This window comes from Streptomyces sp. NPDC037271 (assembly GCF_055603605.1).
In genome coordinates, this window is sequence record NZ_JBVJVN010000003.1 from 184494 (window position 1) to 200532 (window position 16039).

General features: G+C 72.7%; 10 protein-coding genes. 2 read left to right on the forward strand and 8 right to left on the reverse strand.

Features of this window, described 5'->3' with window-relative positions; translation table 11 throughout:
* Positions 1 to 581 precede the first annotated feature (581 nt).
* The 5 genes from ACZ7G3_RS08600 to ACZ7G3_RS08620 are packed head-to-tail and all read right to left on the reverse strand — an operon-like array spanning position 582 to position 10441.
* The gene (locus ACZ7G3_RS08600; RefSeq protein WP_470924240.1) at positions 582 to 2540 is read right to left on the reverse strand and encodes a hypothetical protein; all 1959 of its coding nucleotides are present in this window, start codon (positions 2538 to 2540) and stop codon (positions 582 to 584) included.
* A complete protein-coding gene (locus ACZ7G3_RS08605) occupies positions 2537 to 3697 on the reverse strand; it encodes a VWA domain-containing protein (RefSeq protein WP_470924242.1) in 1161 nt (386 codons plus the stop codon). The genes ACZ7G3_RS08600 and ACZ7G3_RS08605 overlap by 4 nt, the downstream gene beginning before the upstream one ends.
* Positions 3694 to 6027 (reverse strand): DUF5682 family protein, encoded by a 2334-nt coding sequence (locus tag ACZ7G3_RS08610; RefSeq protein ID WP_470924244.1) that lies wholly within the window; start codon positions 6025 to 6027, stop codon positions 3694 to 3696. The genes ACZ7G3_RS08605 and ACZ7G3_RS08610 overlap by 4 nt, the downstream gene beginning before the upstream one ends.
* Positions 6024 to 7121 (reverse strand): ATP-binding protein, encoded by a 1098-nt coding sequence (locus ACZ7G3_RS08615; RefSeq protein ID WP_470924246.1) that lies wholly within the window; start codon positions 7119 to 7121, stop codon positions 6024 to 6026. The genes ACZ7G3_RS08610 and ACZ7G3_RS08615 overlap by 4 nt, the downstream gene beginning before the upstream one ends.
* Before the next feature lie 8 nt (positions 7122 to 7129).
* Entirely contained in the window at positions 7130 to 10441 is a 3312-nt protein-coding gene (locus ACZ7G3_RS08620; protein ID WP_470924248.1) for a DUF4132 domain-containing protein, read from the reverse strand.
* A gap of 452 nt (positions 10442 to 10893) precedes the next feature.
* Here ACZ7G3_RS08620 and ACZ7G3_RS08625 point away from each other — a divergent pair, with 452 nt between their 5' ends.
* Entirely contained in the window at positions 10894 to 11406 is a 513-nt protein-coding gene (locus ACZ7G3_RS08625) for a hypothetical protein (RefSeq protein ID WP_470924250.1), read from the forward strand.
* A 238-nt stretch (positions 11407 to 11644) separates the two neighbouring features.
* Here ACZ7G3_RS08625 and ACZ7G3_RS08630 read toward each other — a convergent pair whose 3' ends face one another.
* Positions 11645 to 12067 (reverse strand): secondary thiamine-phosphate synthase enzyme YjbQ, encoded by a 423-nt coding sequence (locus ACZ7G3_RS08630; protein WP_470924251.1) that lies wholly within the window; start codon positions 12065 to 12067, stop codon positions 11645 to 11647.
* A 107-nt stretch (positions 12068 to 12174) separates the two neighbouring features.
* On the opposite strand from ACZ7G3_RS08630, the gene ACZ7G3_RS08635 reads away from it, so the two are divergent.
* On the forward strand, positions 12175 to 13254 hold the full coding sequence (locus tag ACZ7G3_RS08635; protein ID WP_470924253.1) for an NAD(P)-binding domain-containing protein: 1080 nt from the start codon (positions 12175 to 12177) through the stop codon (positions 13252 to 13254).
* Positions 13255 to 13264: 10 nt separating this feature from the next.
* Here ACZ7G3_RS08635 and mltG read toward each other — a convergent pair whose 3' ends face one another.
* Entirely contained in the window at positions 13265 to 14134 is an 870-nt protein-coding gene (gene mltG, locus ACZ7G3_RS08640) for an endolytic transglycosylase MltG (RefSeq protein WP_470924255.1), read from the reverse strand.
* A 43-nt stretch (positions 14135 to 14177) separates the two neighbouring features.
* The gene (locus ACZ7G3_RS08645; protein ID WP_470924257.1) at positions 14178 to 15980 is read right to left on the reverse strand and encodes an ABC transporter ATP-binding protein; all 1803 of its coding nucleotides are present in this window, start codon (positions 15978 to 15980) and stop codon (positions 14178 to 14180) included.
* Positions 15981 to 16039 lie beyond the last annotated feature (59 nt).

Below are 16039 nucleotides of genomic sequence, written 5' to 3' on the forward strand. Positions count from 1 at the left end.
CCTGGCGGCCAGCCAGCCAGGAATATCACCTTCTGTAACACACGCGCTTGAAACTGTGAGCAGACGTAGCACTGGGTCACGAAGGTGCTGCAGGTCCCGGTGCAGGCCAAGCGGACTCGGTAGCCGTGGGTTGAGTCTCGCTGGGAGCCGACCCACTCCCCTACGCACGGGCCAAGAGGTATGCCGTGCGGCCGGGATTCGACGCTACAGTTCCGTCAGACGCATCAGCCGAGGAAGCTCAGACGGACCTGACGGTTGGCATTGTCCCTGTTGGTGTCCGCCAACCTCCGTTAAGGCAACCCCGAGGATAGCTGGCCTCCCTGAAGGGAGGCTGGTCGCGCTCCTCGGTCCTCCCGGGGCCCGCCGCTCCTGAGCACTCGCACATCCTTTGTCAGGATCTCCTGGTCCCGGCCGTCGGCTCCGTCTCCGGCCAGGACGGCGTCCGCGTCGGCGCCACCAGCCGCCCGCCCCGCGACCGCCCCACGTGGACCCGGTCTGTCCCACCGAACCGAGAGCTGATCGAGGGTGACGTGCACAAGATGCTGGGGCTCAACGCAAACGCGCCGGACCATCATTTCCAGTCACGGCGATGTATACGGGCCGGTCCGGTGGAGTTCCAGGGTTGTGGCGAGGCGGATGACGGCGGTGTGCCAGTGGGAAGTGGCGGGGGCCGGGCCGTGGGTGCGGAGGGTGGTCGTCACAGCGGAGACCTTGTCCGCGGTGGTGTGGAAGCCGGTTCGGTGCAGGAGGGCGGCTGCTGATGCGAGGGTGTCGTGGTCGGTGGCAGTCAGGTTCTTCAGGCCGTGGTGGGCGGCCTCGGCGAGGGCGGCGAGGGCCTGTTCCAGGGCGGTGGTGAGGGGGTCGTCCGGGGGGTGCGGGGCGACGGGGAGGGCGGTGTCGCCGTCGCCGGGGGCGAGGTCGGGGACGAGGACGCCGTGGGAGGTGCGGACGGCGAGAGGGGCGAGAAGGACCCTGCCCCGGTCATGGCGGAGGGAACCGCTGATCCGGTCGACGGTGCCGGAGGCGAGGGCGTCGGCCAGGGCGTCCAGGGTGCCGGGGCAGTGGGGGTTGTGCGCGGTGCTCAGCAGGGCCTCGTTGCCGGCCGGGTCGTGAAGGACGGCTTCGAGGCGCTGTGCGGCCGGGTCGTACCGCACGGGTCCGGCCTCCGCGACGGCGAGGACGCGCATGGACTCGGCCTCCACCCGGGGGCGGACGAGGCGGGGAGGGAGGGCACCGGGGGCGGGGAACTGCGCGGCGAGGTCGGTGACCAGCAGCCCGGGCGGCAGGTCGTCCCAGGCGGTGCCGACGGGGGTGACGGAGGTGGTGGCGATCCGTCCGCGGGAGATCTCCACGGCGCGGCCGGCCGTGCGGGAGGTGGCCTCGCTGACCACGTTGGCGGCGGCAAGGGTGCGCAGGTTCGTACCGAGGATCCTGCGGGAGCCGAGGTCGTGGCCGGTGGGCGCCTGACCGTCGGGCAGCTCCCAGCGTTTGTGCAGAACGAGGACGATACCGGCACCGGGGTGGGCGAAGAAGACGTCGGCGGTGCGGTCGCGGGCGGAGCCGTCGACGTGGCAGCCGAGGGCGACGAGGCGGACGCGGCGCAAGGCCGTGCGGGCCGTCTCGGCAGTGCCGAGGACGGCTGCGGGGTCGGTGGGGGCGGCGCGGTGGCGGGCGTGGAGTTCGGCGAGGAGCAGGGCGTGGGTCTCACGGTCGTGGCGGGCGCCGCGGACGGCGTGCTCGGCGAGTTGGTGGCGTATCCCCTCGAGGGCCGCGGCGGGCCAGTGGCGTCCGGCGGCCGTGAGGGCGGCGCCGGCACGGCGGAGGGTTCCGTCCAGGACGGGGCCGGCCTGGGGGACGCCTTCGACGAGGAGTTCGTCGACGAGGTCCATGGCTGCGCGGTGGGCGCTGTCGCCGTTGTCCGGGGTTGTTTCCTTTCCTCCGACGGTGACTCGGTCACTGCCCTCGGTGTCGGCGGCGCGGAAGGCCCAGACGGCAAGTACGACCGTCGCGCCGCGCAGCGGCTCGGCTGCGTCGGTGACGGCGAAGCCGGGGCGGTGGGGCACGGGGAAGCGGACGGTGCAGGCGGGGAGTTCGACGGCGGGAACGGGGTCGGCGGGGGTGGGGCGGTGGAGGACGGCCTGGTAGCCGCGGTCGCGGGTGCGCCGGGCCGCGGTGAGGGCGGGACGGCCGAAGGCCTCGGCGAGGGCGGTGTCGTCGATGCTTCCGGGGGACCAGTCGGTGAAGGGCGGCGGGGTGTCCGATGCGGTCGCGGCGCGCTGGTAGGCGAGGACGAGGCCGATGCGGTGGCGGCAGACTCCGTGGGCCTCGCAGCTGCAGCGGGCGTCCTGCAGGGTGGTGCCGGGCGGCAGTCGGGTCTCGGTGCCGTCGGGAAAGCAGCCGTGCACGGTGTGGTCGCCGGTGACGTCCAGGTCGGGGCCTGCTCCGGCGTCGAGGTCCTTGGCGGCGCGTTTGACCAGGCCGCGGTTGGCGAGGGCGGCGAGGGTGTCGGGGGTGAGGGCGAGCAGGTCGGTGCGGGTCATGCCGTTCGTCCTCCGTGGGCCATTCTCTCGGCGACGAATTCGGCCAGGTGGCCGGGGGTCATGGCGCCGATGTGTGCGCCGGCCTCGGCGAGGCGGCCGGCCAGGTCGCGGTCGTAGGAGGGGGCGGCCTCCTCGTCGAGGGCGGCGAGGCCGAGGACGGTGACGCCCTGTCCGGTCAGGTCGCGGACGGTGCGGGTCAGGCGGTGGGCGTCACCACCCTCGTAGAAGTCGGTGATCAGGGCGACGATCGTGCGGCGCGGGTTGTCGACGAGGCCGGCGGAGTAGTCGACGGCGCGGGCGATGTCGGTGCCACCGCCGAGCTGGACCTTCATCAGGAGTTCGACGGGGTCGGTGACGTCACAGGTGAGGTCGACGACCTGCGTGTCGAAAGCGACCAGGTGGGTGCGCAGTCCGGGCAGGCCCCAGAGGCAGGCAGCGGTGACGGCGGAGTGGATCACGGATCCGGCCATGGAGCCGGACTGGTCGACGAGGAGGATCAGCTGCCACTGCTCGATGTGGCGGCGGGTGCGGGAGTGGAAGTGCGGCTGCTCGATGAGGATGCGGCGGTCCTCGGGCCGGTAGTGGGCGAGGTTGGCGCGGATCGTGGCCCTGAAGTCGAAGTTCCGGGCGAGGGGGGTCCGGCTGGGGCGGCGGGAGCGGGTTCCGGTGAGGGCGCGCCGGATCTCGGGCCTCAGCCGCTCGGTCAGGTCGCGCACGACGGCTTCGACGATGCGCCGGGCGGCGGCCAGGACCTGCGGGTTCATCAGGTGTTTGGTGCGCAGCACGGCCCGCAGCAGGCTGGTGCTGGGTTCCACGCGGAGGAGAACGTCGGGATCGGTGACGATCTCGTCGATGCCGTAGGTCTCCACGGCGTCGCGTTCGAGGCGTTCGACCGTCTCCCGGGGGAAGAGACGGTGGATGTCGTCGAGCCAGTCGACGACGGCGAGCGTGGAGGGGCCGTCGCCGCCCTCCCGGCCGTCGGCGGTGCCGCGGCGTTCACCACGGCGGGCGAGGTCGTCGTCGCGGCCGTAGAGCCACTGGAGGGCGGTGTCGCGGGCGGCGTCCGGGCCGTCGAGGCCGCCGGTGCGGCGTTCGGCGGGGGCGCCGAGGATCAGCCGCCAGCGTTCCAGTCCTGCGCGGGGGTCGTCGGGGGTCATCGGGGTGCTCCGAGGGCGTGCCGGTCGAGCAGGAGGTCGGTGTGTTCCTCGAGGGCCGCTGCACGGGCGAGGAGCAGCGGGTCGGCGGTGGTGCGCAGCAGGGTGCGGGCGGAGCCGTGCAGGTTCCGGCGGTCGAGGAGGAGTTGGGCGACGCGTTCGCGTTCACGGGGCGGGAAGAAGGCGAAGGCCTGACGCAGGGCGGGCAGGGCATGGAGGAAGACGTCGTCGGTCATGGTGGTGACGACGCCGTCCAGGGTGTCGAGCAGGGACTGCTCCCCCTTCGGGGCGGGCCGCAGGACTTCTTCGCGGGCGAGGGCGAGCAGGCCGGCCAGCCAGTCGCCGAGGACGGAGGGGTCGGCCGCGACGGCGAACGCTTCGGCCTCGCCGGCGGGTTCGGCCAGGGCTCCGAGGGCGCGGCGCAGGCCGAGGGCGGCGCCGCGCAGGTCGGCGGGGGCGTGCCGGTCGCGGGCGATACGGGCGGCGGTCGCGGCGGCGGTTTCCGGGGTGAGAGCAAGGGCGGGTGCGGCGTGGAGGAGGGCGTCGCGGGCGGCGGCCAGGGCGCGCAGGCGGGGGACGTCGACGCCGGGCGGGCCGCCGTGGAGGCCCTCTACCAGGTGGAAGAGCCGGTCGACGGCGTGGTCGAGGACGGTGCCGAGCAGCGGGTCACGGGCGGTGCCGAAGACGCGGTCATGGCGCCAGAGGCCCAGGACCACCGCGAGGGCCCGCCCGAGGGGGCCGGGGTCGGCGGTGGTACGGATCCGGTGGGCGAGGCCGTCGAGGAGGTCGCGGGAGAGGGCTCCGGCTCCGCAGAGGACGGCGTCGAAGAGGAGGGCGGCGGTGGTCCCGGCGTCGGCGGCCGTACCGGTGTCGCGGAGGCGGCGGGCGAGGAGGGCTGTGGCGGCCTCGTCGGGGCGGGCTCCGTAGGCGCCGGCCTCGGTCAGTGCGGCGTCGCGGCCGGTGCGGGGGCTGGGTTCCCAGGTTTCGTGGTCGCGGGGGTCGGCTCCGTGGTCGGGGCCGGTGAGGCGGGTGTGGCCGGGGATGCCGAGGATGCGCAGCTGGTGGAGGAAGCGGCTGCGTTCGAGCCCTCGGGGGTTGGTGAGGTCGAGGTCGAGGGTGCGGTCGCCGTCGAGGCCGAGGCGGATCTCCTCGGCGGTCACGTGGTGGACCAGGGGTGGCAGCGGGGTGTCGGGGTGGAGGCGGCCGGTGCGGTCGCCGGTGCAGGCGACGACCGTTTCGACGACGGCGGGGTGGGCGCCGGGCCTGAGGGGGCCGTCGGTGTTCCAGGGGAGCGGCTGGTCGAGGTCGTCGGTGATCAGTGCGGCGGCGAGGCCGTCCAGGACGTCGACGCGGGCGGGGCGGGGGTGTCCGCGGAGGGCGGCGAGGCCTTCGGTGAGGGTGTGGGCGGAGATCAGGGCGGCGGTGGAGGCGGGGAGGCGGCGGGCGCGGAGCCGTTCCACGACGGTGCGACGGAGGGTTTTCGCGGCCGCGTCGGGGCCTTCGTCCCACAGGTGCTGGTAGTAGCCAGGGGACGGCATGCCGGACTGGTAGCCGGCGAAGGCGTCCATCTGGCGGAAGGAGTAGGGCACCAGGAAGCTGCCGCCCGCGGCCCCGTCGGGTGGGACGGGCACCGGGGGCCATGCGGTGGGTTCCGCGCCCGCGGACGTGCCGGGGGCGGCGGTGAGGGCGCGCAGGGCGGGCTGGTGGAAGCCGCCGGTCACCACCAGGACCGGCCGGCTGCCGGCGTGTGCGACTGCGGCACGGACCCAGGAGGCCATGTACTGCTCGCGGGCGCGGTCTCCGTCATCGGCCTCGGTGTCGCCGCGCACCAGGGCGAAGTAGGCGTCCAGGCGGTCCTGCAGGCCGTCCGGATCGGCGATCTCGAAGACGCGGTCCCACAGGGCGTCCACGGTGTCGACCCGGTAACGGGCGCGGAGCCGTTCGGTGGCGCGGCTGTAGCGGGCCTCGGCGTCGGCGTAGCGGTTGGCCGCGCCGTCGGGGCGGTCGGTGAAGGCGCGGTGCCAGGCGGGCAGGTCGATGAACCGGACCTCGGCGCCCGCGGTACGGCCCTCGGTGAGTGCCACCCATTCCGGCGAGTACGCGCACAGCGGGGCCCAGGAGGTGGCGACCCGTTCGGTGCCGCGGTAGTGGCTGAAGACGGCGATGGGCAGTTCGTGTCCGAGGAGCAGTTCGCCGATCCGGTCGTTCATGTCGGCGGGGCCCTCGACCAGGACGTATGCCGGGCGCAGTTCGCGGATCGTGCGGCGGACGAGGCCGGCGCAGGCCGGTGAGTGGTGGCGCACCCCCAGGAAGGTGACGCGGGCATCGCTCACCGTTGGTCCAGCAGGTGCCGGGCCTCGTGGAGGGCCTGCCACTGGGGGCCTCGGCGCAGGCGGGCCTGCTGTTCGAGGAAGCGGCGCAGGAGGGCGAGATCCTCGGGGCTGTCCTTGGCTGCGGTGCCGGCGAGACAGGAGACGATGTCGGCGGCGTTGCCGGCCTCGCCGCGCAGGAACCAGCCGCGCAGGCCGACGGCGTGGGCCGTGGAGACGGCTTCGGCGGTGCTCATCACCGCGGAGGGCCGGTCGCCCTGGCCGGGTGCGCCGCGCAGTTCGCGGAAGGTACCGACCAGTACCTCGAGGACGTCCGGGTCGGGTGCCCGCTCGACTCCGGACTCGCGGAGCAGGGCGGTGGACTCGGCCTCGACGAGGGCGAGTTCGGTGTCGAGGTCGGGTATCGGGAAGACGGTCTCGAAGTTGAAACGGCGTTTGAGGGCGGCGCTCATCTCATTGACGCCACGGTCGCGGGTGTTGGCGGTGGCGATGACGTTGAAGCCCTGGCGGGCGAAGACCATGCCGTCGTCGCCGTCGAGTTCGGGTACGGCGACGACGCGTTCGGAGAGCAGGGAGAGCAGGCAGTCCTGGACCTCGAGGGGGCAGCGGGTGATCTCCTCGAAGCGGACGATGCGTCCCTCGGCCATGCCGCGGAGCATGGGGGCGGGAACGAGGGAGCGGCGGGAGGGGCCTTCGGAGACCAGCAGGGCATAGTTCCAGGAGTACTTGATCTGGTCCTCGGTGGTGGCCGCGCCGCCCTGCACAGTGAGCGTGGAGGTGCCGCTGACTGCTGCCGCGATGAGCTCGGAGAGCAACGACTTGGCAGTGCCGGGTTCGCCGACGAGCATCAGGCCCCGGTTGGTGGCCAGGGTCACCAGGGCCCGTTCGACGAGCGAGGGGCTGCCGACGAACTTGCGGCTGATGCCGGCGTCGGGGTCTCCGACCACGAAGCGGAGGGCGGCACGGAGGCTGAGCTGCCAGCCGGGCGGCCGCGGGTCGGTGTCCCCCGCACGCAGCTGGGCGAGTTCGTCGGCGTGGCGCACTTCTGCGGGCGGGCGCTGCAGGCGGGGCGGGTGCGGGTCGCTCACTGTGGTCATGGCGGGGCTCACTTGGCGGTGATGTCGGTCAGGTCGGCGAGGATCTCGGAGGCGATGACGGGGTCGATCTCTCCGAGGCGGTGCGGGTACGTGTGGCTGCGCCAGTAGTCACCGGGGGCGGTGTCGATCCATATGGTCTCCAGGGTCTGGTCGGGAAACTCGGCGACCATGCCGACGGCGATGCCGTCGTCGAGGGCGATGACGAGGTGGCGGTCGCGGGCGATCGGGCGGGAGAACCAGCGTTCCACGCCGTTGTCCTCGGGCGTGCCGCGTTCCCAGCCGCGCTTGGTGAGGCCGAGGAGTTTGCCGACGGGGACGGTGACGCCCTCGAAGCGGGTCAGCCGGTGGCCGGTGGCCTCCGCGTCGGTGAAGGCGTGCACGGGGCGCCCGAGCTGCGGGAAGGGCTGGAGGATCTCGTAGTCGGCGAAGAGGTCGGCCCAGGCCTCGGTTTCGTCTCCCAGATGGAGGGGGTGGGCGAGGCGCACGGTGGCGTCGGTGGGGAGGGTCCATGCGTCGTCGTGGACGTCGGCGAGGGTGAGGTCCTCGGCGACACGGAACGCGGTCACCATGCCGTCGCCGTCGCCGTCGCCGTCACCGAGCCAGACCAGGCGGCGCACCAAGTGGCGCAGAAGGGGGTGTTCGACGAGCAGTTCGCGGAACTCGGCGGCGGTCCAGGAGCGGCCGGTGACCATGGCGGCCTCCAGGCGGCGCAGCTGGTCGGAGGCGATGGTCCGGACCTCCTTCTTGAGGGCGGCGAACCGCTTGCGCTCGGCGGGGGCGAGTTCCGGGTCGTCCTTGACGCCCGGGGCCGGCAGGGTCTTGCGGAGCTTGCCGGTCTCGTCGCGGACACAGGGGCGGAGCTGTTCGTCGAAGGTGACGGTGAAGCGGCGCGGGCCGTAGTCGATGACGGTGCTGCCGTCGCCGGCGAGGCCGAGGTCGGGGACCAGCCGGTCGGCGAGCTGGTCGGTGGTGAGGCCGAGTCCTTCGGCGACCTCGTCGATCTTCTCCCGGGCTCGCTTCTTGAGGGCCTTGAACGGCACACGCTGGGAGATGCCGTGCAGATGGCGCAGGGCGGTGTCGGTGCCGATCGCGGCGAGGACGGTGAGGCCCTCGACGGCCCGGTGGTGGGCGTTCTCGCCGGGCCAGGCACGCACGAGGGGGGTGAGACGGCGGACGGTCTCGTCGTCGCCGAGGAGGCCGAGGGCGTGGAGGGCCCAGCTGTCCTTGGCCGGCATGCCGTGGAACCGCCACGTCTCGAAGAGGGCCCAGGCGAACTCGGCGAGGGAGCCGGTGTCGCAGTGCTCGGTGACGGTGGCGAGGCCGGGGTAGACGTCACCGGGCTTGGAGATCTGCAGCATGGTCGTCACGTGGCGGACGGCGTCGGCGGGCAGGGCGCCGCGGCCGCTGGTGAGCCGGATCTGCGGGAACAGGGCGGGGTCGGCCCAGGTGCAGGGGGACGGCATCCTCGCCGGAAGGGCGGCCTCCAGAGGATCGCCGGCGAGGAGGTCGGCGACGATCTCCTCGGCCTCGGCGCCGCAGCCGGCGGCGGTCTCCCGCACGGCCTCGGCGCCCACCTCTGCGGCGAGTTGCCGCAGGGCGTGTTCTGCGTGGGTGCGGGGCCTGCCCGCCGGGCCGACGGCGTCGGGAACGAGGAAGGCGGCCGCGGCCCGGCCGTGGCGGCGGAGCCAGGCGAGAACCGTGGGCCTCAGCGACTGGCGGCGCACCAGCCACTCGGCCATCTGCCGGGCCACCTCGACGCTGCGGTAGGGCAGCAGCAGGCCGCAGGCGGTGGCCGGGTAACGGGCGGCGAGCCGGCTCAGCATCGGCAGGGCGTGCAGGCCGTGGCGGGCGGCGACGGGCCTGAGGTGGCTCTCGGTGTCCCAGACGTGCTCGGGGGCGAAGGCGTCGAGCAGTGGGCGTACGACGTCCTCGGGGCCGGTGACGAAGAGGCGGGCGGCGTGGATGTTGCCCCGCCACGTCCCCTGCTGCATCTGCCGGATCTCGCGGGACCAGTCGTACTCGCGCCACCAGGGGGTCTCGGCGATGACGGTGGCCGCCCAGGCCTCCTGCTCCCCGGGCTTGAAGGCCACCTCGGCCTGCGGCGCCCCGGGGACGTCGCGGGCCACGCGGGCCTTGCGGCTGGTGCGCTTCCGGGTCCACGGCGGGGCGACCAGCAGGGCGGGGAGCGCCTCCGCAGGCGCTTCCGCGTCCCGTTCGCCCCGCTTCAGCAGCGGGGCGACGACGGCTGCGGACGCCTCGGGCAGGGCGGGCAACGTCTCCTTCGTGAGCTCCGGGTGGGTCACCACGTGCAGGGGCAGCAGCATCCGGGAGAGGGACGCCTGTTCGCTGTCGCCCGCCGCGGCGGCGGAGAGCAGCCGCAGGGCCCGACGAGGGTAGCGGTTCATGGCGTCGAGCAGGGCGGGGCGGACATTGCGGTCGCCGCCGTTCTTCAGCAGCAGGCGGAAGGCGTCGTCGGTGGGCAGTTCGGCGGCCCAGCCCGCGACGTCCCGGTGTCCGTCGGATCCGTAGGCTCCGTCGAACGCGTCCTCCAGCAGGGACCCGACGTCGGGACCGAGCCGGTTCGCGAGGGTGGCGAGCAGTTGGAGGTTCCAGCCGTTCCAGCCGAGTCGTGCTCCTTCGCCGATGCGGGCGATCTGCTCCGGCCGGTACAGGGAAAGAAGGAGCATGCGCCGCAGGACGGAGTCGCTCGGTATCGGGCCGTCGCAGCACTCGTCGACCCAGGCATGCTCCTCGGGTACCAGGTAGGAGACCACGATGCGGCGCTCGGCGCTGTCCCGGAGGCCGGCGAGGGCCTCGACGGCCCGCCGTCGGGTCTCCTCGTCGACCGCCGCGAGCAGGTCCCGGATACGGGCGGCGGTCTCCCGCACGTAGTAGGTCTGGTAACCGGTCGCTCTGCGCAGCGCCGCGTCGTACCGTCGGGAACCCGCCTGCATGTAATGGGGGTTGACGCATCCCAGCTCCACGACGGCACGGGCGGCGAACGGCAGGCCGTGTTCGGTCACGCAGGCGTCGACGAGCACGTCCACCATCGCGTAGTGCCAGCCAACGGCGATCTCCACGGCGGCTCCGAGCGGAGAGGGACTGCCCTCCCGGTGGGCCCGGCCCTCCTTCACCAGCTCCGGGTCGCTGCCGGAGGAGGAGAACATCTCCTCGAACCAGGCCGCCTCCTGCGCGTAGCGGCGAGCGGCCTTCTCCACCGCGTCCTCGGCCGGCTTCGCGGCGGCCCGGAGCACGGGCAGGGCCCGCAGCCAGGCGGCGGGCATCTCGAACCGGTCCTCGTCGGCGATTTCCTGGTGCATGGCGCTGTTCCTCCCCGTCACCCGTTGAACGGGGACCTCATGAGCAGTTACCGATCACGTTAGACCGCGGCACTGACAACGGTCGGGCCCGTGCCCGCCCGGGCGGCGGCACATCCGCGTCGCAGGATCCCCTGCCTCACGATCAACTTCCTTGTGCTGCTGGCGATTTCGGCCTGCATCAGGTGTACGCGGCGCTGTCTTCCCGCAGATCGCCTCCCGCACCGATCGCCGCACCGGCGAGGTGCTGTGCGACTGGCAGACCAACGGGGGCTCCGGCATGGCTGTACGAGGCAGGTCCACGGGCCGACGAGCGACTGCCATTGCCCCACGCAGACCTCCGTTCGACGACGCTCCGGCCGCCGCCGTGGAGGAAGCCGGCTCATACGAACGGAGAGTCGGGAGAGCTCGACACCTCCCAGTGGAGGACGCCCCTCACGGCATGCCGGGGAGTGATGTGTGCAGGTCGTCACGACGGCAGCACGGACGACGGACAGCGGCTGGACCTGGACCCGGACAGCCGCGGTGGTCGTCCCCTGCATCGCTCTCTTCGGCGCCTACCTGGCGTACCCCTCGGTCAGCGGGCGGTACGCAGGGAAAGCCGCGCCAAGACCTTCGCCGAAGCACTGACCACGGTCGAGGAGTACCTGGAGATGCCGTACCGCATACGGCGCCGGCCCCAGTCCTCCCCCGCCGTGCGGCAGCAGCTCACCGACGAGGTCAACGGCCTGCTCGCACGGATGGCACTTCACCAAGCCTGGCTTCAGATCGAGGCATCAGCCGTCGCGGGCCCCTGCTCGGCTCTCGTAGCGACGGCCCGAGCGGATGCCGGCGCGCGGATGAGCCTCGCCTGGCAGCAACCCCCGATCACCACCGACAGCGGGATGAACCTCGGCGTGCCGTATCCCCGGGACCGATCAATCGCGGCTCGAGCCAATTGCATCGCAGTGATGCGCCGGCACCTCTGACGCCGACCACGCTCGTGACGTCAGCTCCCCGGCGACCGGTGATGCTCGTCGGTCTCCACCAGACACGAGCAGACTGCGCGGTGGGGCGAAGGCCAGTCCTCGCGCACGGTGGAGCTCCGGTCCGACTGTGGCGATGCCCTGACGGGAGGAACCGCCGGACGGAGCGGCTATGACCGCTCCGAAGGGCGCCTCGTTTGTGCGGCCGGATGCCACTCCTGCAGTGACGTCAGACGCGGCACTATCCGAGGAACGACAACCTCACCTGACGGTTGTGATTCGAGACGTTCGTGTCCACCAGGCACACCGACTGCCAGGTGCCGAGTTCCAGGCGTCCGCCGATCACCGGCAGCGTGGCGTGCGGCGGTACCAAGGCGGGCAGGACGTGGTCGCGGCCGTGGCCGGGGCTGCCGTGGCGGTGCTGCCAGCGGTCGTCGGCGGGGAGCAGGGTGTGCAGGGCGGCCAGCAGGTCGTCGTCGCTGCCGGCGCCGGTCTCGATGACCGCGATGCCGGCGGTGGCGTGCGGGACGAAGACGTTGAGGAGACCGTCGCGGCCGGCCGCCGCCTCGCGCAGGAAGGACTCGCAGTCACCGGTGATGTCGGCGACCCGCTCCGACGAGCCGGTGACGAGGTTCAGGACTCGGGTGGTGAAGGCATCTGGCATGCCCCCATCCTGACGTACGCGGCGAGCCGGGCGGGGGAGCGTCGGGCCCGTGATCGTCCTGGGCGGACCGGGGGAAGACCGGGACGCGCGAATCCGTTGGTAGAAATGTGAACAACACACAGGAGGTCGAGGTCGTCGTCATCGGTGCCGGTCAGGCGGGGCTCGCCGCGGCCCATCACCTGCGGCGCGCCGGGTTCGAGCCCGAGCGGGACTTCGTGGTGCTCGACCACTCGCCCCGGGCCGGCGGCGCCTGGCAGTTCCGCTGGCCGTCGCTGACGTACGGCAAGGTGCACGGCATGCACTCCCTGCCGGGTATGGAGCTGACCGGCGCGGATCCGGCGCGGCCGTCCGCCGAGGTCGTCGGCGAGTACTTCGCGGCGTACGAGCGGACCTTCGATCTGCGGGTGCGGCGGCCCGTCGACGTGCGGGCGGTGCGCGAGGGGACGGGCGGGCGGCTGCTCGTCGAGACGTCGGCCGGCCTCTGGACGGCGCGGGCGCTGATCAACGCGACCGGCACCTGGGACCGGCCCTTCTGGCCCCGCTTTCCGGGGCAGGAGACCTTCCGGGGGCGGCAGTTGCACACCGCGCAGTACGCCGGCCCCGAGGAGTTCGCCGGGCAGCGCGTGGTCGTGGTGGGCGGGGGCGCCTCCGGGACGCAGCATCTGCTGGAGATCGCCCCGTACGCGGCGGCCACCACGTGGGTGACCAGGCGGCCCCCCGTCTTCCGTGAGGGGCCCTTCGACGAGGACGCGGGCCGGGCCGCGGTGGCGCTCGTCGAGGAACGGGTGCGGCAGGGCCTGCCGCCGAAGAGCGTGGTGACGGTGACCGGACTGCCGCTGAACGACGCGATCCGGGCGGGTCTGGAGTCGGGGGTGCTGGACCGGCGGCCCATGTTCGACCGGATCACGGCCGAGGGGGTCGAGTGGAGCGACGGACGGCGGGCGGCCGCCGACGTCATCCTGTGGGCGACCGGGTTCCGGGCCGCGATCGGCCATCTGAGGCCGCTGCGGCTGCGGGAGGCGGGGGGCGGGATCCGTGTCGAGGGGACGCGTGCCGTCGCCGACCCTCGGATCCATCTCGTCGGCTACGGGCCGTCGGCCAGCACCGTGGGCGCCAACCGGGCCGGACGCGCGGCCGTACGGGACATCAGGCGACTGCTGGCCGAACAGGAACCGGTCGCCACGTGACGCCGGCCGGTCACCGCGTCTCGGCGGGCTCCTTCGAGGCGCTCTGCCGGATGCGATTGAACTCGGCGACGTTGCGCTGGTGTTCGGCGTAGTCGGCGGTGAAGCGGGTGTCGCCCGGCTTGACCGTGACGAAGTACAGCCAGTCGCCGGGGGTCGGCGCGATCGCGGCGCGGATCGCCTCGTCGCCCGGATTGTCGATGGGCGTGGGAGGCAGGCCCATGCGCTGGTACGAGTTGTAGGGGCTGTCGATCCTGGTGTCCTCGGTGGTGGTCTTCAGGGTGGAGCGGCGCAGGGCGTAGTTGATGGTGGAGTCCATCTGGAGCGGCATGCCGCGTTCCAGCCGGTTGAAGATCACCCGGGCGACCTTCCCCATGTCCTCCTCGGTGGCGGCCTCGGCCTGCACGATGCTGGCGATGGTGACCGCCTGATAGACGTTCAGCGCGTTGCGCTGGGCGCCCGCGGCGATCGGGGCGCCGTTGAACCGCTCGTTCGCCGTGTCGACCATGGCCGTCAGCAGTTTCTCGGGCGTCGGGTTGTCGCCGAGCGGATAGGTCGCCGGGAAGAGATAGCCCTCCGGGTTTCCCTCGGCGTCGTTCGGCAGCTCGAGGTTGGCTTTGGCCAGGGACTTCTTGGTCGTGCCGGGGGCCAGAGCAAGGGTCTTGTCGACGGCCTCGTAGACCTGGGTCGCGCGCCAGCCTTCCGGGATCACCAGGGAGGTGGGGCGGGAGTCGCCCTCCTCGTCCGTCACCAGCAACGGCACCGCCACCGCGGTACCGGCCACGACGGCGCCGGTCACGATCAGGGCGATACGGCCCCGGCGCGTCAGTCGGATCGTTCTCCCGGTGCCTCTCGTGCTCCGTCTCGGAGTGTTCGTCTGCATGCGGGCACGGTAACCCCCGTTTGCACGCAAACCCGGCATATCGTCATCTTGTCGGCTCCAGTCGGGCGTCCCGGCGGACCAGGGCCGCGTACCGCCCGTTCCGCTCCAGGAGCTCCTCGTGCCGGCCCTGTTCCGCCAGGCGTCCGGAGTCGAGGACCACGATCCGGTCGGCGCCCCGGACGGTGGACAGGCGGTGCGCGATGGTGATCGTGGTGCGGTCGGCGGACAGGGCGTCGATGGCGGCCTGCACAGCGGCCTCGGTACGGGTGTCCAGGGCGCTGGTCGCCTCGTCGAGGACGAGGACGGGCGGGTCGCGCAGGATGGTGCGGGCGATGGCCAGGCGCTGCTTCTCCCCGCCGGAGAAACGGTGCCCGCGCTCGCCGACCACCGTGTCGTAGCCGTCGGGCAGGGCGGCGATGTGGTCGTGGATCTGCGCCGCCCGCGCCGCCGCCTCCAGCTCCGCGTCGGTGGCGTCCGGCTTGGCGAAGCGCAGGTTCTCGGCGACCGAGGCGTGGAAGAGGTACGTCTCCTGCGAGACGACGCCGACCGCGCGCGCGAGGGTGTCGAAGTCGAGGTCGCGCACGTCGACCCCGTCGAGGGTGACCCGGCCGGCCGTCACGTCGTACAGCCGCGGCACCAGGTGGCCCAGTGTGGACTTGCCGGCGCCGGTCGGGCCGACGACGGCGAGGCTGCTGCCCGCGGGGACGGTGATGTCGATGCCGTCGAGGACGGGGCCGCTCTTGCCGTCGTAGCGGAACTCGACGCCCTCGAAGCGGACCTCGCCCTTGATGCGGTCGAGGCGGACGGGGTCGGCGCGCTCAGTGATGTCGATCGGCAGGTCCAGGTACTCGAAGATGCGCTGGAAGAGCGCGAGCGAGGTCTGGATCTGAACGCCGGTCGACAGCAGGCTCACGGTCGGGCGGAACAGTCCCTGCTGGAGCGAGACGAAGGCGACGATGGTACCGAGGGAGACATCCGGGCCGCCCAGCTGGAGGGCGATGCCCGCGGTCCAGTAGATGACGGCCGGCATGGCGGCCATGACGATCGTGATGACGGCCATCCGCCAGCGGCCCGCCATGTTCGACTTCACCTCGAGGCCGACCAGGCTCTCGGACTCGTCGGCGAAGGCGCGGGTGAGCGAGTCGGAGCGGCCCATGGTGCGGCCGAGCAGGATGCCGCTGACGGAGAGCGACTCGGTGACCGTGGCGGCCATCGCGGCCATCTGCTTCTGGCGCCGCGTGGTGATCTTCCTGCGTTCCCTGCCGACGCGACGGCTGATCCACACGAAGACGGGGAGGAGGAGCAGCGAGACGACGGTCAGGCGCCAGTCGAGGACGACCATGGCGGCGATCGTGGCGACCACGCTGGTGAGGTTGGAGACCAGGGAGGTCGCCGTGGAGGTCACGGTGGCCTGCATGCCGCCGATGTCGTTGGCGATGCGGGACTGGACCTCGCCGGTGCGGGTGCGGGTGAAGAAGGCGAGGGACATCTGCTGCAGCCGGCCGTAGACGGCGGTGCGCAGGTCGTGCATGACGCGCTGGCCCACGGTCGTGGAGATCAGCGTCTGCAGCACGCCGAAGACGCTGGTGAGGACGGCGCCGAGGATCATGCCGAGGGCGAGCAGGCTCAGCAGGCCCGTGCGCCCCTCGGGGATCGCGACGTCGAGGATCTCCTTCAGCAGGAAGGGGGTGGCGACCGACACCAGCGACGCCGCGCCGACCAGCAGCCCGACGATCATCAGGCGGCCGCGGTAGGGACGGAACAGCTTCAGGATGCGGCGCACCTGCCGGGGCTGTTCCCTGGCGTCGGCGGGTGCGGTCCAGGTGGATTCGCGACCGGGGTGCATGGGCTCCTTCGGAAGACGGCGGGAGGGAGGCCGACGCGGCCTGCCGCCGGGCAGACGTG